Raw genomic sequence first — 22,158 nt, forward strand, 5'->3', positions numbered from 1 at the left:
AGATGCTGATGCCGCGCAAGCCTCCGAAGGGCTTCCGCAAGCCGCACCACCCCGACCGCAGTGGCGCGTCGAAGGGCGGCAACCGGGTGGTCTTCGGCGAGTTCGGGATCCAGGCACTCGAGCCCGCGTACGTGACCAACCGGCAGATCGAGTCGGCCCGTATCGCCATGACCCGCCACATCAAGCGTGGCGGCAAGGTGTGGATCCAGGTCTTCCCGGACCAGGCCCTCACCAAGAAGCCGGCCGAAACCCGGATGGGTTCCGGTAAGGGCTCTCCCGAGTGGTGGGTCGCGAACGTGAAGCCGGGCCGGATCCTGTTCGAGATGTCGTTCCCGAACGAGCAGATCGCGCGTGAGGCGATGCGCCGCGCGATCCACAAGCTCCCGATGAAGTGCCGCATTGTGACGCGCGAAGTGGGTGAATCCTGATGGCAGCGGGCGTTAAGGCCGGCGAGCTGCGCGAGCTCTCCGATGAGGAGCTGGTCGGGCGGCTGCGTGAGGCCAAGGCGGAGCTGTTCAATCTCCGCGTGCAGTCCGCGACCGGTCAGTTGGACAACAACCGCCGGTTGCAGATCATCCGTCGGGACATCGCCCGGATTTACACGATCATGCGTGAGCGTGAGCTTGGGCTTTCGGCCGCGCCGACTGAGGTGACCGCATCATGAGCGAAGTCAACGAGAACGCCGCTGTCGTGCGGGGCCGGCGCAAGGTGCGCGAGGGCCTCGTGGTCAGCGACAAGATGGAAAAGACCGTGGTCGTCGAGGTCGAGGACCGCGTCAAGCACGCGCTGTACGGCAAGGTCATGCGCCGTACGAGCAAGCTGAAGGCGCACGACGAGCAGAACTCGGCCGGCATCGGCGACCGGGTGCTGATCATGGAGACCCGACCGCTGTCCGCCACCAAGCGGTGGCGGATCGTGGAGATCCTCGAGAAGGCCAAGTAAGAGCGCGCATCAGCAGGCTCATCGGTTCCGCCAAGCTCGACCGGCGCCGCCGGTCGAGAACTGGCAGACATAGGAGATAGACGTGATTCAGCAGGAGTCGCGACTGCGCGTCGCCGACAACACGGGTGCTCGGGAGATCCTGTGCATCCGGGTACTCGGCGGCTCCGGTCGGCGCTACGCGAGCATCGGCGATGTCATCGTGGCCACGGTCAAGGACGCCATCCCGGGCGCGGGTGTGAAGAAGGGCGACGTCGTCAAGGCGGTCGTCGTCCGCACCGCGAAGGAGAGGCGGCGCCCGGACGGCTCGTACATCCGCTTCGACGAGAACGCCGCGGTCATCATCAAGGATGGTGGCGACCCGCGCGGCACCCGCATCTTCGGCCCGGTGGGCCGGGAGCTGCGGGACAAGCGGTTCATGAAGATCATTTCTCTCGCGCCGGAGGTGTTGTGACCGTGAAGATTCGTAAAGGCGACACGGTCGTCGTCATCGCCGGTAAGGACAAGGGTGCCAAGGGCAAGGTCATCGCGGCCTACCCGCGGCAGGACAAGATCCTGGTCGAGGGCGTGAACCGGGTCAAGAAGCACACCCGCATCACCACCACCCAGCGCGGCGCCAAGACCGGCGGCATCGTCACGCAGGAGGCCCCGATCCACGTCTCGAACGTGATGATCCTGGACTCCGACGGCAAGCCGACCCGGGTCGGCTACCGGTTCGACGACAACGGCCAGAAGGTCCGCATCGCGCGTAGCACCGGTAAGGACCTGTGATGACCACGGCTACCGAAACGAAGACCCTGCCGCGGCTCAAGGAGCGGTACCGCAACGAGATCGTCGCCCAGCTGCGCGAGCAGTACCAGTACGGCAACCCCATGCAGGTGCCGGGTCTGGTCAAGATCGTCGTCAACATGGGTGTCGGCGAGGCTGCCCGCGACGCGAAGCTGATCGACGGGGCGGTGCGGGACCTGGCGACCATCACCGGCCAGAAGCCGCAGGTCCGTCGGGCGACCAAGTCCATCGCGCAGTTCAAGCTGCGCGAGGGCATGCCGATCGGCGCGAAGGTGACCCTCCGCGGTGACCGGATGTGGGAGTTCCTGGACCGGTTGCTGTCGATCGCGCTGCCGCGTATCCGCGACTTCCGGGGCCTCGACGGGCGCAAGCTCGACGGGCACGGCAACTACACGTTCGGGTTGACCGAGCAGTCGGTGTTCCACGAGATCGACCAGGACCGGATCGATCGGCAGCGGGGCATGGACATCACGGTCGTCACGACCGCCAAGACCGACGATGAGGGCCGGGCGCTGCTCAAGCTCCTGGGCTTCCCGTTCAAGGAGAACTGAGCGAATGGCCAAGAAGGCGCTGATCCTCAAGGCCGCCGCGAAGCCGAAGTTCTCGGTTCGCGCGTACACCCGCTGCCAGCGGTGCGGGCGTCCGAAGGCGGTCTACCGCAAGTTCGGTCTCTGCCGGGTCTGCATCCGGGAGATGGCCCACCGCGGCGAGCTGCCGGGTGTGTCGAAGGCTTCCTGGTAACGCCTGAGTCCGCAAGTTGACGCTGTAACACCTCTTCGCCGTAGGCCCACCGGCGCAACGCCCGGGAACCACGGCGAGAAAGGCTGACGAAATCCATGACGATGACCGACCCGATCGCAGACATGCTCACGCGTCTGCGCAACGCCAACCAGGCGTACCACGACCGGGTGACGATGCCCTACTCGAAGCTCAAGGCGAACATCGCCGAGGTGCTGAAGGCGGAGGGGTACATCAGCACCTGGGCCGTCGAGGAGCCCGCTGAGGGTGTCGTCGGCAAGCGACTGATCGTCGAGCTGAAGTACGGCCAGAACCGCGAGCGGAGCCTGGCCGGCATCAAGCGTGTGTCCAAGCCCGGTCTGCGGGTGTACGCCAAGTCGGAGGAGCTCCCCCGGGTGCTCGGTGGGCTGGGTGTGGCGATCATTTCGACGTCCCAGGGGTTGCTGACCGATCGGCAGGCCCGCAAGCGGAGCGTTGGCGGGGAAGTCCTCGCCTTCGTCTGGTAACGGGAGACTGGTAGAAATGTCCCGAATTGGACGCAAGTCGATCCCGGTGCCGTCCGGAGTCGACATCACGATCGACGGGCCCACCGTCAAGGTGAAGGGCCCCAAGGGCGAGCTGTCGCACACCCTGGCCGCGCCGATCACGATCGAGCGGGGCGAGGACGGCGTGCTGAACGTCAGCCGACCCAACGACGAGCGCCGCGCCAAGGAACTGCACGGACTCAGCCGGACGCTGGTGGCCAACATGATCACCGGCGTGACCGAGGGTTACCGCAAGACCCTGGAGATCGCCGGCACCGGCTACCGGGTGACGGCCAAGGGCAAGGACCTCGAGTTCGCCCTCGGCTTCTCGCACCCGGTGACCGTCCCGGCGCCGGAGGGGATCACCTTCACGGTGGAGCGGCCGACCCTGTTCCACGTGGCCGGCATCGACAAGCAGCAGGTCGGTGAGGTCGCCGCCAACATCCGGAAGATCCGCCCGCCGGAGCCCTACAAGGGCAAGGGCGTCAAGTACCAGGGCGAGGTCATCCGCCGTAAAGCTGGAAAGGCAGGCAAGAAGTGAGCGCGACCCTGCTCAAGCGCCGTCGCGGCGTTGCCGCCAAGCGCGCCGTCGGGCGGGCGCGTCGGCACTTCCGCGTCCGCAAGAACGTCAGTGGTACGGCCGAGCGCCCGCGCCTGGTCGTCACCCGCTCGCTGCGGCACATCACGGTCCAGGTCGTGGACGACATCAAGGGACACACCCTGGCGTCCGCCTCGACCATGGACCCCTCGCTGCGGGGCACCGAGGGCGACAAGAGCGCTCTCGCCGGTAAGGTCGGTGCGCTGCTGGCCGAGCGGGCCATGGCAGCCGGCATCGAGAAGGTCGTCTTCGATCGCGGTGGCAACCGGTACGCGGGGCGGATCGCCGCGCTGGCCGACGCCGCCCGCGAAGCCGGGCTCAAGTTCTAGGCGTTCGATGCGAGTCGGACGAGGATCGCAACTAAGCAACCCCGTCACGAGAGAGAAGGAAGGCTGCTGATGCCAGGTCAACAGCGCCGTGGCGGCGGGTCCGGTGGCAACGAGGGTGGTCGCCGCGACAACCGCCGTGAGGGCGGTCGCGGAAACGCGCCCGTCGAGAAGACGCCGCACCTCGAGCGGGTCGTCGCGATCAACCGTGTCGCGAAGGTCGTCAAGGGTGGTCGTCGGTTCAGCTTCACCGCCCTGGTGATCGTCGGCGACGGCGAGGGCACCGTGGGCGTGGGCTACGGCAAGGCCAAGGAGGTGCCCGCGGCGATCGCCAAGGGCGTCGAGGAGGCCAAGAAGCACTTCTTCAAGGTGCCGCGGATCGCGTCGTCGATCCCGCATCCGGTGCAGGGCGAGGACGCCGCCGGTGTGGTCCTGCTCAAGCCGGCCAGCGCCGGTACCGGCGTCATCGCCGGTGGCCCGGTGCGTGCCGTACTGGAGTGTGCCGGGATCCACGATGTGCTCTCGAAGAGCCTCGGCTCGTCGAACCCGATCAACATCGTGCACGCGACCGTCGCGGCGCTGAAGGGGCTCGAGTCGCCGGAGGCCGTCGCGAAGCGTCGCGGGCTGCCGGTCGAGGACGTCGCGCCAGCCGCGATGCTCGCGTCGCGGGCGGGGGTGGCGTCCTGATGGCGCGGCTCAAGGTCACCCAGATCCGATCCAAGATCGGGGCCAAGAGCAACCAGCGGGACTCGCTGCGGTCGCTCGGTCTCAAGCGGATCAATGACGTGGTGGTCAAGGAGGACCGCCCCGAGATCCGGGGCATGATCTTCGCTGTGAACCACCTCGTGACGGTCGAGGAGGTCGACTGATGACGATCAAGGTTCACCACCTGCGCCCGGCGCCGGGGGCCAAGACCGAGAAGACCCGGGTGGGTCGCGGTGAGGGCTCCAAGGGCAAGACCGCCGGTCGCGGTACCAAGGGCTCGAAGGCGCGGAAGAACGTCCCCGCCAGCTTCGAGGGTGGGCAGATGCCGATCCACATGCGGCTGCCCAAGATGAAGGGCTTCAAGAACAAGTTCAAGGTGGTCTTCCAGGTGGTCAACCTGGACCGGCTCGCCGAACTGTTCCCCAACGGCGGCCAGGTCGGGCCGGCCGAGCTGGTTGAGGCGGGCGCGGTCCGCAAGGGCCAGCCGGTCAAGGTGCTCGGCAGTGGCGACCTCGGCGGAGTCGCGATCCAGGTGTCGGCGCACGCTTTCAGCGCGTCGGCCAAGGAGAAGATCTCCGCCGCGGGTGGCTCGGCCACCGAGCTGTAGGACGTCCGTTTCGTGGCGCCCGTTCAGTTGACACGACTGGCGGGCGCCACGATGTCTACCCGGGCCGTGCCGGCCGGGCCTAGTGACATAGGACTTGGTGTATGTTGTCGGGCACACCTGCCCGTAACCGCACCGGACTGTTAGAGTCCGAATCCCAGCTAGGGATTTCGGGTAGTCGCCCGACAACCACCCCGTCCCGCCACGAAACTCCGGCGGGCCGCTCCGCGCAGGAGGAAGAAGTTGCTCTCCGCCTTTGTCAGCGCGTTCAGGACGCCTGACCTGCGCAAGAAGTTGCTGTTCACGGTCGGCATCATCGCCCTCTACCGGCTCGGGGCCACGCTGCCCAGCCCGGGCGTCTCTTATGGCAACGTGCAGAAGTGCATCGATGCCACCAAGTCTGCCGACCAGACCGGCGTCTTCACGCTGCTGAACCTCTTCTCCGGTGGCGCGCTGCTGCACCTCTCGGTCTTCGCGCTGGGCATCATGCCCTACATCACTGCCTCGATCATCCTGCAGCTGCTCACCGTGGTGATTCCGCGGTTGGAGCAGCTCCGCAAGGAGGGGCAGGCGGGACAGGCCAAGATCACCCAGTACACCCGTTACCTCACGCTCGGTCTGGGCATCCTGCAGGCCTCCGCGTTCGTGGCGCTGGCCAAGTCGGGTCAGCTCTTCAACGGCCTGTGTGACCAGTACCCGATCATCCCCCCCGGGCACGGCCTGCCGAACTGGCTCACCCTGGGCACCCTCGTCATCACGATGACCGCCGGTACCGGTGTGGTGATGTGGCTCGGCGAGCTGATCACCGACCGCGGCGTCGGCAACGGCATGTCGGTCCTGATCTTCACCTCGATCGCCGCCCGTCTCCCCGGCGAGGGCTGGCAGATCAAGACCTCCAAGGGCTGGGGCTGGTTCCTCCTGGTGCTGGCGTTGGTGATCGTGATCATCACGCTGGTGGTCTTCATCGAGCAGGCGCAGCGCCGGATCCCGGTGCAGTACGCCAAGCGGATGATCGGTCGCCGGATGTACGGCGGCACCTCGACCTACATCCCGCTCAAGGTCAACCAGGCGGGTGTCATCCCGGTCATCTTCGCCTCCTCGCTGCTCTACCTGCCGCAGCTGATCCTCCAGTTCTTCGACCGCAACAACCTGCACGGCTGGCAGCTGTGGGTGCAGGACCACCTCGTCAAGCCGAGCGCGGTCACGTACATCGTGGTCTACTTCCTGCTGATCATCTTCTTCACGTACTTCTACGTCTCGATCACGTTCAACCCGACCGAGGTCGCGGACAACATGAAGAAGTACGGCGGTTTCGTCCCGGGCATCCGGCCGGGCAAGCCGACGGCCGAGTACCTCGACTTCATCCTCAGCCGGATCACCCTTCCGGGTGCGCTGTACCTGGGCCTCATCTCGATCCTGCCCAACTTCTTCTTCATCTGGCTGGACACCCAGCAGTACCAGAACTTCCCGTTCGGTGGTACGGCTGTGCTGATCATGGTCGGTGTCGGTCTGGAGACCGTGAAGCAGATCGAGAGCCAGCTCATGCAGCGCAACTACGAAGGGTTCCTGCGGTAGATGCGACTCGTTCTGGTCGGTCCCCCCGGGGCGGGAAAGGGGACCCAGGCCGAGTTCATCGCCGCCCACCTGGCCGTGCCCAAGATCTCGACCGGGGACATCTTCCGGGCGAACGTCTCGCAGGGCACGCCGCTGGGTGTCGAGGCCAAGCGGTACATGGACGCCGGCAAGCTGGTCCCGGACGAGGTCACCATCAACATGGTCCGGGACCGGCTCGCCGAGCCCGACGCCGGTGAGGGTTTCCTGCTGGACGGCTTCCCGCGGACCACGCCCCAGGCGGCCGCGCTGGACAAGCTGCTGGCCGACCTGGGCACGGCGCTCGACCTGGTGATGGAACTCGTCGTGGACGACGACGAGGTGATCCGCCGGCTGTCCGGCCGGCGGACCTGCCGGGGCTGCGGCAAGATCTGGCACATCGAGTTCGACGCTCCGAACCGGCAGGGCATCTGTGACCGGTGCGGTTCGGAGCTGTTCCAGCGGGACGACGACAAGCCGGAAACCATCGCCGAGCGGCTGCGGGAGTACGCGGCCAAGACGGCACCCCTGGTCGACTACTACGGCGCCCAGGGCAAGCTGGTGGGCATCGACGCCACCGGGCCCGTGGAGGACGTCACGGTCCGCGCGATAGACGCGCTGCGCTCGTACGGGGGATAGGCTCGAACGGGCCGCGGGAACGACGGCCGGTGGCGACCCTGGCCACCAGCCGACCCGCGGTCGGGGCAACGAAAGGCAGACAGCAGATGCGTCGTCAACAGCTGGACATCCAGCTGAAGACTCCGAAGCAGCTCGACAAGATGCGGGCCGCCGGCCTGGTGGTGGCGGCGGCGCTGGGCGCGCTGCGCGACGCCGTCCGGCCGGGGATCAGCACGGCCGATCTGGACACGATCGCCGAAACGGTGATCCGGGACGCCGGAGCCATCCCGTCCTTCCTGGGCTACCACGGCTATCCCGCCTCGATCTGCTCGTCCGTCAACGAGCAGGTGGTCCACGCGATCCCGTCCGCCAAACAGGTGCTCGCCGAGGGCGACCTGATCTCGATCGACTGCGGCGCGATCCTGGACGGCTGGCACGGCGACGCGGCGATCACCGTCGGGGTCGGGGAGACCGCTCCCGGACTGCTGCGGATGGCCCAGGTCGCCGAGGACGCGATGTGGGCCGGCATCGCCGCCGCCGCGCGCGGCGCGGCCAAAGGCACCGGCCGACTCACCGACATCTCCGCCGCGGTCGAGTCCGCGGTCCGCAAGGGCGGCCGCTACGGCATTGTCGACGGGTACGGCGGGCACGGCATCGGCACCGAGATGCACCAGGACCCGCATGTGCTCAACCACGGCCGGCCCGGGCGTGGGCCACGCCTGGTCTCCGGGATGGCGTTGGCGATCGAGCCGATGATCACCATGGGCTCACCCCGGACCGTGGAACTCTCCGACGGCTGGACCGTGGTGACCCGGGACCGCTCGGTGGCCGCGCACGTCGAGCACTCGATGGCGCTGCTCGATGACGGCGTCTGGGTGCTGACCGCGGTCGACGGTGGTCGGGGCCGGCTCGGCGAGTTGGTGACCAGCCGGCAGCCGGTCAACTCGTCCTCCGCCTGACCGTCCGAGGCACCGCGGTCGGCTCCTGGAAGCCCACGACGCGGCCCAGCGGGCTCACGGTCGACCTCCGAAGCCCGTCCCGGGGCACGGCGGGCTCGCGGTCGGCTCCCGGAACCCGTCCCGAGGTCCGGTGGGCTCCGTCGGCTCGCTGGGGCCCGGGCCCGGGACCTCCACGGGCTCGCGGTCGGTGGCATCCCGGTGGCATGCTCGACGGTATGAATCCGCGTGCCGACATGCGCGCCTCGAACGCCGATCGCGAGGCCGTCGCAGAGCAGCTTCGGAGCGCTCTCAACGAGGGTCGGCTCGACCTGCCCGAATACGACGAGCGCCTGCAACGGACGTACGCGGCCAAGACGTACGGCGATCTGGACGGCCTGCTCACCGACCTGCCCGGCACGGTGCCGCCGCAGCGGTCCCAGGTCGCGGCCGCCGGTCCCGGATCGGCGCCGCAGCCGCCCGAGGCCCCGGCCGGCCCGAGCCGCGACGCGCGGTCGGCAGTGACCCGCGGCTGGCTCCTGGCCACCTGGAGCAGCTACCTGAGTGTGGTGGCGATCACCTCGGCGATCTGGCTGGTGACCTGCCTGGCCTCGGGCGAGCGACATTACTTCTGGCCGGTCTGGGTGGCCGGGCCGTGGGGAGCGGTGCTGCTGGTCTCCACGATCACCGGCTTGCTCGGCGGGGCGCCGCACCGGCACTGGGCTGGTCACGGCCACGGTCATCCCGGGCGGCAGGCTCGGGAGGCGGCGCGCAGGGCCCGGTACGCGGCCCGGGACGCCCGCCGCCGATCCCGGGGCCGAGGCTGAACGGGTCACCCGGAGCTAGATCAACTGGACGTGACGAAGCCGACCCGGGGACTCGGTTTGGTGTCGATCCCCGAGCGGCGTACACTGGTTGATCGGCGCACAGCGTCCACTCCGGCATGCCCATCCCGCGCTTCGATGGGTCCCTGGAGCCGCGGCTGGCCCGGACTCCGGTCCGGGAAAGGATGTTGTGAGCCGTCCGGAGAAACCGACGTCAGGACAGCGGAGTACATGCCGAAAAAAGACGGAGCCATCGAGATCGAAGGTCGGGTCATCGAGCCCCTCCCGAACGCGATGTTCCGGGTGGAGTTGGCCAACGGCCACAAGGTGCTGGCCCACATCAGCGGAAAGATGCGGCAGCACTACATCCGCATCCTGCCCGAGGACCGGGTCGTCGTCGAGTTGTCGCCGTACGATCTCACCCGCGGGCGCATCGTCTACCGCTACAAGTAACCGAACCTGACGACGGCCGGGATGTCCCGTGTCCGTCCTCGAAGCCGAAGGCGCACGTCGTCGGCGTCATGGAGAGTAAGGCAACCGTGAAGGTCAAGCCGAGCGTCAAGCGGATCTGCAACAAGTGCCGGGTGATCCGACGGCATGGCCGGGTCATGGTCATCTGCACCGACCCGCGTCACAAGCAGCGCCAGGGCTGACACCAGTCCCAGCCGCAGCAGACCGCAGCACAGAACACAAGCTCGTCCCAGCCACGAGCACCGAGGCGCACTCGTACTCGTTGTCGTGGCTGACCCCCGGTCGGAGGCCGGGGCCCGTTCGGGCAACGGTCGTCGCTGGCCGCGACGCGCATCGCGCGTCCAGGCGAGGATGACCGGAACGGGGTGGGTCGGGCACAGACCTCCGCGACAACACCACGAGGAGTACGCCCACACATGGCACGTCTAGTCGGCGTCGACCTCCCCCGCGAGAAGCGGATGGAGATCGCGCTCACCTACATTTTCGGAATCGGCCGCACCCGCGCGCTGGAGATGCTCACCGCAACCGGCATCTCGGCCGACAAGCGGGCCCGGGACCTGACCGACGAAGAACTGCTGCAGCTGCGGAACCACATCGAGGGCAACTACAAGGTCGAGGGTGACCTGCGCCGCGAGGTCGCCGCGGACATCCGCCGTAAGGTGGAGATCGGCTGCTACGAGGGCATCCGGCACCGCCGGGGACTGCCCGTCCGTGGTCAGCGGACGCGCACCAACGCCCGGACCCGGAAGGGCCCGAAGCGGACGGTCGCCGGCAAGAAGAAGGCCGGCAAGAAGTAATCCCGCCGGACTCGTGCCGGACAGCCGAGATTTTCCATAGGAGCGCACAGACTTATGCCACCGAAGGCTCGCGCCGGAGCCGCCGTCAAGAAGGTTCGGCGCAAGGAACGCAAGAACGTCGCCCACGGGCAGGCGCACATCAAGAGCACCTTCAACAACACCATCGTGTCCATCACGGACCCGACCGGTGCCGTCATCTCCTGGGCCTCCGCTGGCCAGGTGGGCTTCAAGGGCTCCCGCAAGTCGACTCCGTTCGCCGCGCAGCTGGCCGCCGAGGCAGCCGCGCGCCGGGCCATGGAGCACGGCATGCGCAAGGTCGACGTGTTCGTCAAGGGTCCCGGTTCCGGCCGGGAGACCGCCATCCGGTCGCTGCAGGCAGTGGGTCTCGAGGTCGGGCAGATCTCCGACGTGACCCCGCAGCCGCACAACGGGTGCCGTCCGCCGAAGCGTCGTCGGGTCTGAGAGGTTAGGAAGAGATGGCTCGTTACACCGGTGCTGACTGCCGCCGTTGCCGGCGGGAGAAGATGAAGCTGTTCCTCAAGGGCAGCAAGTGCGATGGCCCGAAGTGCCCGTTCGAGTCCCGGCCGTTCCCGCCCGGACAGCACGGCCGCGGTCGGACCAAGGAGACGGAGTACCTGCTCCAGCTTCGTGAGAAGCAGAAGGCCCGCCGTGTCTACGGCGTGCTGGAGAAGCAGTTCCGCGGCTACTACGAGGAGGCCGTGGCCAAGCAGGCCAAGACCGGTGAGGTCCTCCTGCAGATCCTCGAGTCGCGGCTCGACAACGTGGTCTACCGGGCCGGCCTGGCCAAGTCCCGGGACCACGCCCGGCAGCTGGTCAAGCACGGCCACCTGACGGTGAACGGCAAGAAGGTCGACATCCCGTCGTACCGCGTCAAGGAGCACGACATCGTCGAGGTCCGGGCCAAGTCCAAGGAGCTCACCCCGTTCGTCGTGGCGCAGGCGGAGGCCGGTTCCCGGTCGGTGCCGGCCTGGCTGGAAACGATCCCCAGCCAGCTCAAGGTTCTGGTCCACACGCTCCCGGCCCGCCAGGTCATCGACACGCAGGTCCAGGAGCAGTTGATCGTCGAGCTCTACAGCAAGTAACGGTCGCTGGGTGGGGCGGCGGTAACCGCCCCGGCGGTCCGGCTTGATCCCTTCGGGGTCATCGCCGCCCCCACCCAGTGGCACGTCGCGCCGGGACGGGCCGCGGTCATCCCTTCGGGGACCGCTGCCCGCCACGGCCGGCTCGCCGGTCCGCCGGCGACTCGGAAACTGAGTTTGGGCATCAAATAGCGGGTGCCCCGAACGAAAAGAGAAGTCATGCTCATCAGCCAGCGGCCCTCGTTGTCCGAGGAGTCCATCAACGAGACCCGCTCCCGGTTCGCCATCGAGCCGCTTGAGCCGGGATTCGGCTACACCCTGGGGAACTCGCTCCGGCGGACCCTGCTCTCCTCCATCCCGGGCGCGGCGGTCACCTCGATCAAGATCGACGGTGTGCTGCACGAGTTCACCACCATCCCGGGGGTCAAGGAGGACGTGGTCGAGCTCGTCATGAACATCAAGGAGCTGTGCGTCAGCTCCGAGCACGACGAGCCGGTCAGCATGTACCTGCGCAAGCAGGGCCCGGGCGACGTCACCGCCGGTGACATCCAGCCCCCGGCCGGCGTTTCGGTGCACAACCCGGACCTGAAGCTCGCCACCCTGAACGGCAAGGGCCGGCTCGACATGGAGCTGACCGTCGAGCGGGGTCGGGGCTACGTGACCGCCGCGCAGAACAAGCAGGCCGGCGCCGAGATCGGCCGCATCCCGGTCGACTCGATCTACTCGCCGGTGCTCAAGGTGACGTACCGGGTCGAGGCGACCCGTGTCGAGCAGCGCACCGACTTCGACCGCCTGGTCATCGACGTCGAGACCAAGGCGTCGATCGGCCCGCGTACCGCGCTGGCCTCCGCCGGCTCGACCCTGGTCGAGCTGTTCGGCCTGGCCCGCGAGCTGGACGAGACCGCCGAGGGTATCGACATCGGCCCCTCGCCGCAGGACGCCCAGCTGGCCGCGGACCTGGCGCTGCCGATCGAGGAGCTGGACCTGACCGTCCGCTCCTACAACTGCCTCAAGCGCGAGGGCATCAACACCGTTGGTGAGCTCATCGGGCGGACCGAGGCGGACCTCCTCGACATCCGGAACTTCGGTCAGAAGTCGATCGACGAGGTCAAGATGAAGCTCGCCGGGATGGGTCTGGGGCTGAAGGACTCGGCCCCGAACTTCGACCCGGCGCAGGTCGTGGACTCCTTCGGCGAGGCCGACTACGACACCGACGACTACCGCGAGACCGAGCAGCTCTAGTCCGGCTGCCGCCACCACTGAGGAGCACCAACAATGCCCACGCCCACCAAGGGCCCCCGCCTCGGCGGCAGCCCCGCGCACGAGCGGCTGATGCTGGCGAACCTGGCCACCGCGCTGTTCCAGCACGGCAAGATCCAGACCACCGAGACGAAGGCCAAGCGGCTGCGTCCCCTCGCCGAGCAGCTGATCACCAAGGCGAAGCGCGGCGACCTGGCCTCCCGTCGTCGGGTGCTGGCCGTCGTGCGGGACAAGGACGTGGTCTACGCGCTGTTCGACCAGATCGCGCCGCGGTACGCCAACCGGCCCGGCGGCTACACCCGGATCGTGAAGACCGGTCCGCGCAAGGGTGACGCCGCTCCGATGGCGATCATCGAGCTGGTCGAGGAACTGGTCGCCGCGGCGCCCGCGAAGGCGACCAAGAAGGCCACCGCCCGAAAGGCCGCCCAGCAGGACAAGGTCGAGGCGCTCGCTCCCGAGGAGCAGGTGCCGTCGTCGGTCGCGGACCAGGACTCGGAGGCTCCGGAGTCGGTTTCCGGTGACACCGCGGCTGCCCGTGAGGACACCGACGAGGCCGACACCAGCAAGTCCTGAACCATCCCGCATGCGCCGGCGTCGGTTCGGCAGCACGTGACGAGCCGGGCCCGGCACCCTCCACAGGTGCCGGGCCCGCCCCGTTCCCCCCACCAGCCCCCTCCCACCCGGCCCCCCGGACCGGCGCGGCCCTCCCCGGACCGGCGCGGCCCTCCCCGGACCGGCGCGGCCCTCCCCGGACCGACGCGCCCCCCCGGACCGGCGCGGTCCCCCCGACCGGCGCGTTGATCATGAAGTTAGCTGACGAAATCGGCTCGATTTCGTCAGCTAACTTCATGATCAACCGGGGGGAGGGGTGCGCGGGGGAGGGGTGTGGGGAGAGGGGAGAGGGGAGAGGGGAGAGAGTGTGGTGGGCGAGGGGATTCGGGTACGGCTGGATGTGGCGTACGACGGGGCTGACTTCTCCGGATGGGCGGCTCAACCGGGTCGCCGTACCGTCGCCGGTTTGCTCGCGGCGGCGCTGGACCAGTTGCTCGGAGTCGGCGCAGCGACCGGGCTGACCGTGGCCGGCCGGACCGACGCCGGGGTACACGCCAGCGGGCAGGTCTGCCACGTCGACCTCACCGATGCCGCCTGGCGACCGGTGGCCACCACCCTGGTACGCCGGCTCAACGCCGTACTCGCGGCCGACGTCCGGGTGCGGGCGGTGACCGAGGTGCCGGCGGAGTTCGACGCGCGTTTCTCGGCCACCTTCCGTCGGTACGAATACCGGGTCACCGACGCGGAGTTCGGGGCCGAACCGCTGCGCCGGCACGAGGTGCTCGCCTGGCCCCGCCCGCTGGACCTGGCCGCGCTCAACGCCGCCGCCCTGGGCCTGGTCGGCGAGCACGACTACGCCGCGTACTGCCGGCGCAAGGAGCACGCCACCACCGTGCGGGAGCTGACCCGGCTGGACTGGCGGCGCGATCCGGACGGGCTGGTGATCGGTACCGTGCAGGCCGACGCGTTCTGCCAGTCGATGGTGCGCAGCCTGGTCGGCGCGATGCTGGTGGTCGGCGACGGGCGGCGTCCGCCCGAGTGGCCGGCCAGCCTGCTGCGGCGGCGGGAACGGGCCTCCGAGGTGACGGTGGTCCCGGCGCACGGACTCACCCTGGTCGCCGTCGGTTACCCCGACGATCCCACCGAGTACGCCCGGCGGGCCGACGCCACCCGCCGGCTCCGGCTACCGGCCGAAGCCTGAGTACGGATGCTGACAGAATGCCCGACGTGACCGGCGACCATTACTTCACCGCGCAGCCCGGCTCGGCGCCCCGGGAGCGGGATGTCGAGTTCCGGGTGGCGGACCGGGATTACACCCTGACCGCCGCCGCCGGAGTCTTCTCGGCGGACCGGCTCGACCTCGGCACCGCCGTACTGCTGCGCAAGGCCGACCTGCCGGGGCCCGGCGCGGCCGGTCCGTTCCTCGATCTCGGCTGCGGGTACGGCCCGATCAGTTGCGTGCTGGCCAGCAGGGCGACCGCCGCCACGGTGTGGGCGGTGGACGTCAACGAGCGGGCGCGTGAGTTGACCGCCGCCAACGCCGGACGGCTGGGCCTGGCCGACCGGGTCCGGGTGGCCGGCCCGGACGACGTGCCGGCCGGAGTCGAGTTCGCGGAGATCTGGTCGAACCCGCCCATCCACGTCGGCAAGGCCGAGCTGCACGGGCTGCTGCTGCGCTGGCTGTCCCGGCTCGCCCCGGACGGGGTGGCCTGGCTGGTGGTCGGCCGCAACCTGGGCGGCGACTCGTTGCACCGCTGGCTCGTCGAGCGGAACTGGACGGTCGAGCGGCGGGCCAGCCAGAAGGGCTTCCGGGTGCTGCGGGTGAGCCGCTGACCGGCGGGGCCTGGCAGACGGGGACGTCGCTGACCGGCGGGGCCCGGCAGGCCGGCTGCGTCGCTGACCGGCGAGGCCCCTGCTCGGCGACCATCCGGCCGCTCGTGACCGACCGGTAATTGGGTGGGCGTTGCCTGGTTTCCTCAGGCACCATTCCGGCGTGGGCTACATCGACATCGCCGGGGTCGGGCATGTGCTGCCGGACGGTCGGGAGCTGTTCGCCGACGTGTCGTTCCGGGTGGGCGAGGGCGCCAAGGTCGCCCTGGTCGGTCCGAACGGTGCGGGCAAGACCACGCTGCTCCGCATGGTCGCCGGCGATCTGCCGGTGCGGACCGGCACCGTCGCCCGGTCCGGTGGACTCGGCGTGATGCGGCAGTTCATCGGCATGATCGGCGACGACACCACGCTGCGGGACCTGGCGCTGTCGCTCGCCGAGCCGACGCTGCGGACCGCCGGCGAGCGACTGGCCGAAGCCGAACGGACCCTGCACGCGGCCGAGCTGCGCGGTAAGTACAGCACCGCGGCCGGCAAGGCCCAGCTCGGGTACGCGGACGCGCTGGGCGTCTGGGGCGAGGCCGGCGGGTACGACGCCGAGGTGCTGTTCGACACGGTCGCCACGATCGTCCTGGGCCTGCCCTGGGACGCCTGCCGGGACCGTCCGGTGCGGACCCTGTCCGGCGGTCAGCAGAAGCGCTTCGCCCTCGAACTGCTGCTGCGTGGTGCCGACGAGGTGCTGCTGCTGGACGAGCCGGACAACTTCCTCGACGTACCGGGGAAACGCTGGCTGGAGCGGCGGCTGCGCGAGTCGGCCAAGTCGGTGCTGTACGTCTCGCACGACCGGGAGCTGCTGGCCCAGACCAGCGATCGGGTGGTGGCCGTGGAGGGCGGGTCCGCGTGGATCCATCCCGGCAGCTTCGCGAGCTGGCACGAAGCCCGGGTGGCCCGGCACGCCAGGCTGGACGAGCAGCGTAAGCGCTGGGACGAGGAGCACCAGAAGCTGCGTGAGCTGATGCTGATGTACAAGCAGAAGGCCGCGTACAACTCGGACATGGCCTCGCGCTACCAGTCGGCGCAGACCCGGTTGCGCAGGTTCGAGGAGGCCGGGCCGCCGCCCGTACCGCCGAAGGACCAGGACATCCGGATGCGGCTGGCCGGTGGGCGGACCGGCAAGCGCGCGGTGATCTGCGAGCAGCTTGAGCTGGACGGCCTGACGTACCCGTTCGACCTGGAACTCTGGTACGGCGACCGGCTGGCGGTGCTCGGCGCGAACGGGACGGGAAAGTCGCACTTCCTGCGGCTGCTGGCCCGGGGCGGCACCGACCCGGATCCGGCGAACGCGCCGGTCGACGTGGGTCCGGCGCTGGCGCCGGTGGCGCACGACGGGGTGGCCCGACTGGGCGCCCGCGTCCGGTCCGGGCACTTCTCGCAGACCCACGACCGGCCCGAGCTGATGGCGAAGACCCTGGTGGAGGTGCTGTGGCGGGGGGATGACCATCGGGCCGGGATGGATCGGCACGCGGCCATGGCGGCGCTGTCCCGGTACGAGCTGGCCGGCCAGGGCGACCAGCGGTTCGGCTCGCTCTCCGGCGGGCAGCAGGCGCGGTTCCTGGTGCTGCTGCTGGAGCTGTCCGGGGCGACCCTGCTGCTGCTCGACGAGCCCACCGACAACCTGGACCTGGCCTCGGCCGAGGCGCTGGAGGCCGGTCTGCGGGCCTTCGAGGGTACGGTGATCGCGGTCACCCACGACCGTTGGTTCACCCGGTCGTTCGACCGGTTCCTGCTGTTCGCCGGCGACGGCGAGGTGAAGGAGACCACCGAGCCCGTCTGGGACGTGGGATGAGCCGTTCCTGCCCCACCGACCGGGCCCGGTGGCCGGTCACGGTCGTTCCCGGGTGACATCGGTGCCGCACGGGTCGGCGGCATAGGGTTGATCGCGTGACTGAGATGACCTATCGCCGGTTGGGCGACTCGGGCCTCGTGGTGTCCGTGGTCGGCATCGGCTGCAACAACTTCGGCCGGAAGCTCGACGCGGACGGCACCCGGGCCGTGGTGGACGCGGCCCTGGACGCCGGGATCAACTTCTTCGACACCGCCGACATCTACGGCGAGCCGCACGGTGGCTCCGAGGAACAGCTCGGCGCGGCGCTGAAGGGTCGCCGGGACGACGTGGTGGTGGCCACGAAGTTCGGCATGGACATGTCCGGGATGAACGGGCCCGACCACGGTGCCCGGGGCGCCCGCCGGTACGTCGTGCGGGCCGTCGAGGCGTCGCTGCGCCGGCTCGGAACCGACTACATCGACCTCTACCAACTGCACGAGCCCGACCCTGGTACGCCGATCGAGGAGACCCTGGCCGCCCTCGACGACCTGGTGCGGGCCGGGAAGGTCCGCTACCTCGGCAACTCCAACTTCGCCGGTTGGCAGATCGCGGACGCCGACTGGACGGCGCGGTCCGGCGGCTACACCCCGTTCATCAGCGCGCAGAACCACTACAACCTGCTGGAGCGCGGGGTGGAGGCGGAGATCGCGCCGGCCTGCGAGCGGTTCGGGCTCGGTCTGCTGCCGTTCTTCCCGCTGGCCAACGGGCTGCTGACCGGCAAGTACAAGCGGGACGAGGCGCCGCCGGAAGGCAGCCGGCTGGCCGGCGGCGGCCGGTACGCCCAGCGGTTCGCCGCCGCGCCGTGGGACACCATCGAGGCAATCGAGAAGTACGCGGCCGAGCGCGATCTGTCGATGCTCCAGGTAGCGATCGGCGGGTTGGCCGCGCAACCGGCCGTGACCTCCGTGATCGCCGGGGCGACCACACCGGATCAGGTGCGGGCGAACGCCGAGGCCGGCAGCTGGGAGCCGAACGACGACGACCTGACGGCCCTGCGCGACCTTCTCTGACAGACGGTGCACCTCTGACAGACGGCGCACCTCTGACGGCCGGTGCCTTTGGCGGCGGCGGTGTTCTCGACGGCGGTCGGCTGCTGACCGGTGGTGGACGGCGCGGTCCCGGCGGCCCGGTTGCCGGGCACTTCGACGTCCACCCATCGGACGAGGGCTTGGCAGCGGTCGCCGCCGTACCGTACCGTCGGCCAGGAAGAACCCCACGGGAGCCCGGCGCACCGGGCTGAGAGGGGGGCTGCGGCCCCCGACCGTCGAACCTGATCCGGGTAATGCCGGCGCAGGGAGGAGTGGTGCATGCCAGCCCTGGCACGACTGCATCTCGTCACCGACACCCGTCCCGGACGCGACCCACTCGGCGTCGCCCGCGCGGCGCTCGCCGTGGCCGGTCCCCGACTGGCGGTCCAGGTCCGGGTCGAGGACGACATGCCGGACCGGACGGCGTACGAGTTGACCACCGCGCTGGTCGCGGCCTGCGCCGAGGTCGGCGCCACCTGCCTGGTGAACGACCGGCTGCACGTCGCGCTCGCGGCCGGTGCCGCCGGTGGACATGTGGGCGCCCTCGACCTGCCGGTGGCGGCGGCCCGGCGGGTGCTCGGGCCGGCCGCCGTACTCGGCGGCACCGCCCGGGAGCCGGTGGCCGCGCGGGCGGCGGTGGCCGAGGGAGCCTCCTATCTCGGGGTCGGACCGTGCTATCCGACGTCCAGCAAGGACGGCCTGCCGGAACCGCTCGGGCCGGTGGGTCTGCGGGCCGTCGCGGGGTCCGTGGACGTACCGGTGATCGCCATCGGCGGAGTGACCCCGGAACGGGTGCCGGAGCTGGTGGCGGCCGGGGCGTACGGGGTCGCGGTGATCGCTGCGCTCAGCGGTGCCGCCGACCCGGCGCGGGCGACCCGGGACCTGCTGCGGGGACTGCCGTGTTAACAGGGGGCCCTTCCTATACGAAAAGCGATAACAGGGGGCCCTTCCTTTCAGACGTGGCGGTGGTTGGCGGGGGGCCCATCGGGTTGGCCGTCGCGTGGCGCTGCGCCGTTCGGGGACTGCGGGTGACGCTGTACGACCCGGAGCCCGGGTCGGGTGCCTCGGCGGTCGCCGCCGGGATGCTGTCACCGGTCAGCGAGACCACCTTCGGCGAGCGGGACCTGACCCCGCTGCTGGTCGACTCGGCGCGGCGCTGGCCGGCGTTCGCCGCCGAGCTGACGGCGGCCAGCGGCCGGGACATCGGCTACCGGACCGAGGGCACCCTGATCGTGGCGCTCACCGCCGACGACGCCGCCGAGGCCCGACGACTGTGGACGTACCAGCAGGAGTGCGGGCTGCCGCTGCGGCAGTTGCTGCCCGGCCAGCTCCGGGACCGCGAGCCGGGGCTCAGCCCGCGGGTACGGGCCGGGGCGTACGCGCCGGACGACCATCAGGTGGACCCGCGCCGGCTGGTACCCGCGCTGGCCGACGCCGCCCGGGCGGCCGGCGTCACACTGGTCCGGCGACCGGTGGAACGGCTGGCCGAGATACCGGCCGGCACGGTGGTGGTCGCCGCCGGGACCGGTACGGCCGCGCTCACCGGCCTGCCGATCCGCCCGGTGAAGGGCCAGATCCTCCGCCTCCGCGCTCCCACCGGGGCTCAGGGGGTGCTGCGGCATGTGCTGCGCGGCCAGGCCGACGGCCGGTCGGTCTACCTCGTGCCGCGGATCGACGGCGAGGTGGTGGTGGGTGCCACCGTGGAGGAGCGGACCGACCGGACCGTTACGGCGGGGGCGGTCCTGGACCTGCTCCGGGCGGCCACCGAACTGGTGCCGGAACTGGGCGAGTACGAGCTGGTCGAGGCGCGGGCCGCGGTCCGTCCCGGCACGCCGGACAACCTGCCGGTGCTCGGCCCGCTGCCGGACCGCCTCGGCGGCACGGGCGCCGTCGGTCGTCGCCCGGTGTTCGTGGCCGGGGGGCATTACCGGCACGGCATCGTGCTCACCCCGGTGACCGCCGACCTGATCGCCGACGCCCTCACCGGCGAGGACGTGTCGGTTGTGCTGGCGCCGTTCCGGCCGGACCGGTTCGGCACCGAAGCCGGCCGCCGCCCGGCCGAGCCCGCGCTGGGCGTACGCGGTGGACCGGCCCAACCAGTCGAGGAGGGAGCAACCCGATGGAGCTGACCGTGAACGGGACGGCCCGGACGCTGCGGCCGGCCACCACCCTGGCCGAGCTGGTCGGCACGGTCACCACGCTGCCCCGGGGAGTCGCCGCCGCGGTGAACGGTGACGTGGTGCCGCGGGCGCAGTGGCCGGACACGGTGCTGCGTGCCGGCGACCGGGTCGAGGTGCTGACCGCGACCCAGGGCGGGTGACCGGGATGACTGAACTGATCATCGCGGGGCAGCGGTTCACCTCCCGGCTCATTCTCGGCACCGGGGGAGCGAGCAACCTGGAGGTGCTGGGCCGGGCGATCCGGGAGTCCGGTACGGAACTCGTCACGGTCGCACTCCGTCGCGTCGACACCGCCGCCGTGGGCGGCGGGGGGCTGCTCGACCTGCTCACCTCGTGCGGGGTACGGGTGCTGCCCAACACCGCCGGCTGCCGTACCGCGGCCGAGGCGGTCCGGACCGCCCAACTGGCCCGGGAGGCGTTCGACACCACCTGGGTCAAACTGGAGGTGATCGGCGACGAGCGGACGTTGCTGCCCGATGGCGCCGAACTGCTCGCCGCCGCCGAGCGCCTGGTCGCGGACGGGTTCACGGTCCTGCCGTACAGCAACGACGATCCGATACTCGCCCGCCGGCTGGCCGACCTCGGCTGTGCGGCGGTGATGCCGGCCGGTGCTCCCATCGGCTCGGGCCTGGGCATCGCCAACCCGCACCACATCCGGCTGATCCGGCAGAGCGTGTCGGTGCCGGTGATCCTCGACGCGGGCATCGGCACCGCCTCCGACGCGGCCCTGGCGATGGAGCTGGGGTGCGACGGGGTGCTGCTGGCCAGCGCGGTCACCCGGGCCGCCGACCCGGAACGGATGGCCGTGGCGATGCGCCACGCGGTGACGGCGGGGTGGTTGGCCGCCGGGGCCGGCCGGATTCCCCGGCGGTACCACGCGCTCGCCTCCACTCCGGACGAGGGGCGGCCGGACCTGTGACCGGCCGGGATCCCGCGGATGAGCCACCGGTCTTCGCCGGACCCGCCCACTCTGGGCGGTCAGGCTTGAACTCGCCGTGGGCGGGCCCGGCGAAGACCGCCGCTGGTGTTTCCGTCGAAGCCGTCGACTCTGGGCGGTCGGGCTTGATCTCGTCGTGGGCGGATCCGGCCGAGACCGTGGTCGGCGTGCCCTCCGGGCTGCTGGTGCTCACCGACCGTCGGCTGGCCTACCGCCCGCTGCCCGAGGTGATCCGTGCGGCGGTAGACGGCGGGGCCCGGTACGTCGTGCTGCGCGAGCGTGACCTGCCGCGCGCCGAGCGGGCGACGCTGGCCGACGCGCTGCGCCGGATCCTCGCCGAAGTCGGGGGCACCCTGCTGGTGTCCGGGCCGGACCCGCTGGGCGGGGACGCCGTACACCTGACCGCCGCCGGCCCGTACCCGCCGCCCCGGCTGGGGTTGGTGGGCCGGTCCTGTCACGACCGGACCGAGCTGACCCGCCTCAGCACCGAGGACTACGTGACGCTGTCGCCGGTCTTCCCCACCCGCACCAAGCCCGGGTACGGCCCGCCGCTGTGTCCCGACGGACTCGCCGAGCTGATCCGGCACAGCCCCGTCCCGGCCATCGCCCTCGGCGGCATCGAGACCCCCGCCCAGGCAGCCGCGTGCGTCGACGCGGGGGCGGCCGGAGTGGCCGTCCTCGGCGCCATCATGCGGGCCCACGACCCAGCGGAAACGGTCGCCGCCCTGCTGAACGCCCTGGCCCAGCCACCAGCCCCGGTGACGCGAAGCGCCAGCACCCACCCGTCGACCGCCCATCCCCGCCCAGTGAACGCCAACGCCGGGCTAGCGAACGCCCACCCCCGGACGCCGGAGGCCTCCGACAGGACTGCGAACGCCCACGCCCGGACGCTGGATGGCCACGACGGGGCGGCGGCCGACCGTGCCCGGAC

32 protein-coding genes, 1 pseudogene and 1 riboswitch are annotated in these 22,158 nt (G+C 70.3%); all 33 genes and pseudogenes read left to right on the forward strand.

Annotated features, from left to right (window positions below; translation table 11 throughout):
- The first annotated feature begins 2 nt into the window (after positions 1-2).
- Entirely contained in the window at positions 3-428 is a 426-nt protein-coding gene (rplP, locus tag ACXN5W_RS03310; RefSeq protein ID WP_473156628.1) for a 50S ribosomal protein L16, read from the forward strand.
- A complete protein-coding gene (gene rpmC, locus ACXN5W_RS03315; RefSeq protein ID WP_473156629.1) occupies positions 428-664 on the forward strand; it encodes a 50S ribosomal protein L29 in 237 nt (78 codons plus the stop codon). Before rplP ends, rpmC begins: the two co-directional genes overlap by 1 nt.
- Positions 661-942 (forward strand): 30S ribosomal protein S17, encoded by a 282-nt coding sequence (rpsQ, locus tag ACXN5W_RS03320; protein WP_473156630.1) that lies wholly within the window; start codon positions 661-663, stop codon positions 940-942. The genes rpmC and rpsQ overlap by 4 nt, the downstream gene beginning before the upstream one ends.
- A gap of 82 nt (positions 943-1,024) precedes the next feature.
- Positions 1,025-1,393 carry a 50S ribosomal protein L14 gene (rplN, locus tag ACXN5W_RS03325; RefSeq protein WP_007465279.1) on the forward strand — a complete coding sequence of 123 codons (369 nt, stop codon included), beginning with the start codon at positions 1,025-1,027 and terminating at the stop codon, positions 1,391-1,393.
- Positions 1,390-1,710, forward strand: coding sequence for a 50S ribosomal protein L24 (rplX, locus tag ACXN5W_RS03330; RefSeq protein ID WP_473156631.1), 321 nt, complete (start codon positions 1,390-1,392; stop codon positions 1,708-1,710). The genes rplN and rplX overlap by 4 nt, the downstream gene beginning before the upstream one ends.
- The gene (rplE, locus tag ACXN5W_RS03335; protein ID WP_473156632.1) at positions 1,710-2,279 is read left to right on the forward strand and encodes a 50S ribosomal protein L5; all 570 of its coding nucleotides are present in this window, start codon (positions 1,710-1,712) and stop codon (positions 2,277-2,279) included. Before rplX ends, rplE begins: the two co-directional genes overlap by 1 nt.
- A 4-nt stretch (positions 2,280-2,283) precedes the next feature.
- Entirely contained in the window at positions 2,284-2,469 is a 186-nt protein-coding gene (locus ACXN5W_RS03340) for a type Z 30S ribosomal protein S14 (RefSeq protein WP_007073023.1), read from the forward strand.
- Between the two features lie 95 nt (positions 2,470-2,564).
- Positions 2,565-2,972 carry a 30S ribosomal protein S8 gene (gene rpsH, locus ACXN5W_RS03345; protein WP_473156633.1) on the forward strand — a complete coding sequence of 136 codons (408 nt, stop codon included), beginning with the start codon at positions 2,565-2,567 and terminating at the stop codon, positions 2,970-2,972.
- Between the two features lie 16 nt (positions 2,973-2,988).
- The gene (rplF, locus tag ACXN5W_RS03350; protein ID WP_473156634.1) at positions 2,989-3,531 is read left to right on the forward strand and encodes a 50S ribosomal protein L6; all 543 of its coding nucleotides are present in this window, start codon (positions 2,989-2,991) and stop codon (positions 3,529-3,531) included.
- Positions 3,528-3,917 carry a 50S ribosomal protein L18 gene (gene rplR, locus ACXN5W_RS03355; RefSeq protein WP_473156635.1) on the forward strand — a complete coding sequence of 130 codons (390 nt, stop codon included), beginning with the start codon at positions 3,528-3,530 and terminating at the stop codon, positions 3,915-3,917. Before rplF ends, rplR begins: the two co-directional genes overlap by 4 nt.
- A 69-nt stretch (positions 3,918-3,986) precedes the next feature.
- On the forward strand, positions 3,987-4,601 hold the full coding sequence (rpsE, locus tag ACXN5W_RS03360) for a 30S ribosomal protein S5 (RefSeq protein ID WP_473156636.1): 615 nt from the start codon (positions 3,987-3,989) through the stop codon (positions 4,599-4,601).
- Positions 4,601-4,783: a 50S ribosomal protein L30 gene (gene rpmD / locus ACXN5W_RS03365; protein ID WP_473156637.1), complete on the forward strand. Its 183-nt coding sequence runs from the start codon at positions 4,601-4,603 to the stop codon at positions 4,781-4,783. Before rpsE ends, rpmD begins: the two co-directional genes overlap by 1 nt.
- Positions 4,783-5,226 (forward strand): 50S ribosomal protein L15, encoded by a 444-nt coding sequence (rplO, locus tag ACXN5W_RS03370; RefSeq protein ID WP_473156638.1) that lies wholly within the window; start codon positions 4,783-4,785, stop codon positions 5,224-5,226. The genes rpmD and rplO overlap by 1 nt, the downstream gene beginning before the upstream one ends.
- Positions 5,227-5,466: 240 nt before the next feature.
- Entirely contained in the window at positions 5,467-6,798 is a 1,332-nt protein-coding gene (gene secY / locus ACXN5W_RS03375; protein ID WP_473156639.1) for a preprotein translocase subunit SecY, read from the forward strand.
- On the forward strand, positions 6,799-7,452 hold the full coding sequence (locus tag ACXN5W_RS03380) for an adenylate kinase (protein WP_473156640.1): 654 nt from the start codon (positions 6,799-6,801) through the stop codon (positions 7,450-7,452).
- Positions 7,453-7,538: 86 nt separating this feature from the next.
- Positions 7,539-8,390, forward strand: coding sequence for a type I methionyl aminopeptidase (gene map, locus ACXN5W_RS03385; protein ID WP_473156641.1), 852 nt, complete (start codon positions 7,539-7,541; stop codon positions 8,388-8,390).
- Positions 8,391-8,605: 215 nt separating this feature from the next.
- The gene (locus tag ACXN5W_RS03390; RefSeq protein WP_473156642.1) at positions 8,606-9,193 is read left to right on the forward strand and encodes a DUF1707 SHOCT-like domain-containing protein; all 588 of its coding nucleotides are present in this window, start codon (positions 8,606-8,608) and stop codon (positions 9,191-9,193) included.
- A 228-nt stretch (positions 9,194-9,421) separates the two neighbouring features.
- The gene (gene infA / locus ACXN5W_RS03395; RefSeq protein ID WP_007073013.1) at positions 9,422-9,643 is read left to right on the forward strand and encodes a translation initiation factor IF-1; all 222 of its coding nucleotides are present in this window, start codon (positions 9,422-9,424) and stop codon (positions 9,641-9,643) included.
- Between the two features lie 86 nt (positions 9,644-9,729).
- A complete protein-coding gene (gene rpmJ / locus ACXN5W_RS03400; RefSeq protein ID WP_012184307.1) occupies positions 9,730-9,843 on the forward strand; it encodes a 50S ribosomal protein L36 in 114 nt (37 codons plus the stop codon).
- A gap of 234 nt (positions 9,844-10,077) precedes the next feature.
- Positions 10,078-10,458 (forward strand): 30S ribosomal protein S13, encoded by a 381-nt coding sequence (gene rpsM, locus ACXN5W_RS03405; protein ID WP_473156643.1) that lies wholly within the window; start codon positions 10,078-10,080, stop codon positions 10,456-10,458.
- 54 nt (positions 10,459-10,512) lie between these two features.
- Positions 10,513-10,920: a 30S ribosomal protein S11 gene (rpsK, locus tag ACXN5W_RS03410; protein WP_007073011.1), complete on the forward strand. Its 408-nt coding sequence runs from the start codon at positions 10,513-10,515 to the stop codon at positions 10,918-10,920.
- A 14-nt stretch (positions 10,921-10,934) separates the two neighbouring features.
- Positions 10,935-11,561 (forward strand): 30S ribosomal protein S4, encoded by a 627-nt coding sequence (gene rpsD / locus ACXN5W_RS03415; RefSeq protein WP_473156644.1) that lies wholly within the window; start codon positions 10,935-10,937, stop codon positions 11,559-11,561.
- 216 nt (positions 11,562-11,777) lie between these two features.
- Positions 11,778-12,800 carry a DNA-directed RNA polymerase subunit alpha gene (locus tag ACXN5W_RS03420; RefSeq protein ID WP_473156645.1) on the forward strand — a complete coding sequence of 341 codons (1,023 nt, stop codon included), beginning with the start codon at positions 11,778-11,780 and terminating at the stop codon, positions 12,798-12,800.
- A gap of 33 nt (positions 12,801-12,833) precedes the next feature.
- Positions 12,834-13,391, forward strand: a complete 558-nt coding sequence (gene rplQ, locus ACXN5W_RS03425; protein WP_473156646.1) for a 50S ribosomal protein L17 — start codon at positions 12,834-12,836, stop codon at positions 13,389-13,391.
- A gap of 349 nt (positions 13,392-13,740) precedes the next feature.
- A complete protein-coding gene (truA, locus tag ACXN5W_RS03430) occupies positions 13,741-14,571 on the forward strand; it encodes a tRNA pseudouridine(38-40) synthase TruA (protein ID WP_473156647.1) in 831 nt (276 codons plus the stop codon).
- A gap of 26 nt (positions 14,572-14,597) precedes the next feature.
- The gene (locus tag ACXN5W_RS03435) at positions 14,598-15,203 is read left to right on the forward strand and encodes a class I SAM-dependent methyltransferase (RefSeq protein ID WP_473156648.1); all 606 of its coding nucleotides are present in this window, start codon (positions 14,598-14,600) and stop codon (positions 15,201-15,203) included.
- Between the two features lie 160 nt (positions 15,204-15,363).
- Positions 15,364-17,043 (forward strand): ABC-F family ATP-binding cassette domain-containing protein, encoded by a 1,680-nt coding sequence (locus ACXN5W_RS03440; RefSeq protein ID WP_473156649.1) that lies wholly within the window; start codon positions 15,364-15,366, stop codon positions 17,041-17,043.
- Between the two features lie 104 nt (positions 17,044-17,147).
- Complete coding sequence (locus tag ACXN5W_RS03445) at positions 17,148-18,092, forward strand: aldo/keto reductase (protein WP_473156687.1); 945 nt, start codon at positions 17,148-17,150, stop codon at positions 18,090-18,092.
- Between the two features lie 195 nt (positions 18,093-18,287).
- A riboswitch (TPP riboswitch) is annotated at positions 18,288-18,396 on the forward strand.
- The gene (locus ACXN5W_RS03450; protein ID WP_473156650.1) at positions 18,390-19,016 is read left to right on the forward strand and encodes a thiamine phosphate synthase; all 627 of its coding nucleotides are present in this window, start codon (positions 18,390-18,392) and stop codon (positions 19,014-19,016) included. Its footprint overlaps the riboswitch before it by 7 nt.
- Positions 19,010-20,239 carry a glycine oxidase ThiO gene (thiO, locus tag ACXN5W_RS03455; protein ID WP_473156651.1) on the forward strand — a complete coding sequence of 410 codons (1,230 nt, stop codon included), beginning with the start codon at positions 19,010-19,012 and terminating at the stop codon, positions 20,237-20,239. The genes ACXN5W_RS03450 and thiO overlap by 7 nt, the downstream gene beginning before the upstream one ends.
- The gene (thiS, locus tag ACXN5W_RS03460) at positions 20,230-20,430 is read left to right on the forward strand and encodes a sulfur carrier protein ThiS (RefSeq protein ID WP_473156652.1); all 201 of its coding nucleotides are present in this window, start codon (positions 20,230-20,232) and stop codon (positions 20,428-20,430) included. The genes thiO and thiS overlap by 10 nt, the downstream gene beginning before the upstream one ends.
- A gap of 5 nt (positions 20,431-20,435) precedes the next feature.
- Positions 20,436-21,209, forward strand: a complete 774-nt coding sequence (locus ACXN5W_RS03465; RefSeq protein ID WP_473156653.1) for a thiazole synthase — start codon at positions 20,436-20,438, stop codon at positions 21,207-21,209.
- Between the two features lie 185 nt (positions 21,210-21,394).
- A pseudogene (locus ACXN5W_RS03470) lies at positions 21,395-21,964 on the forward strand (thiamine phosphate synthase); the annotation flags it as partial.
- Positions 21,965-22,158 lie beyond the last annotated feature (194 nt).

The sequence above is a fragment of the Plantactinospora sp. A48 genome (assembly GCF_055793945.1).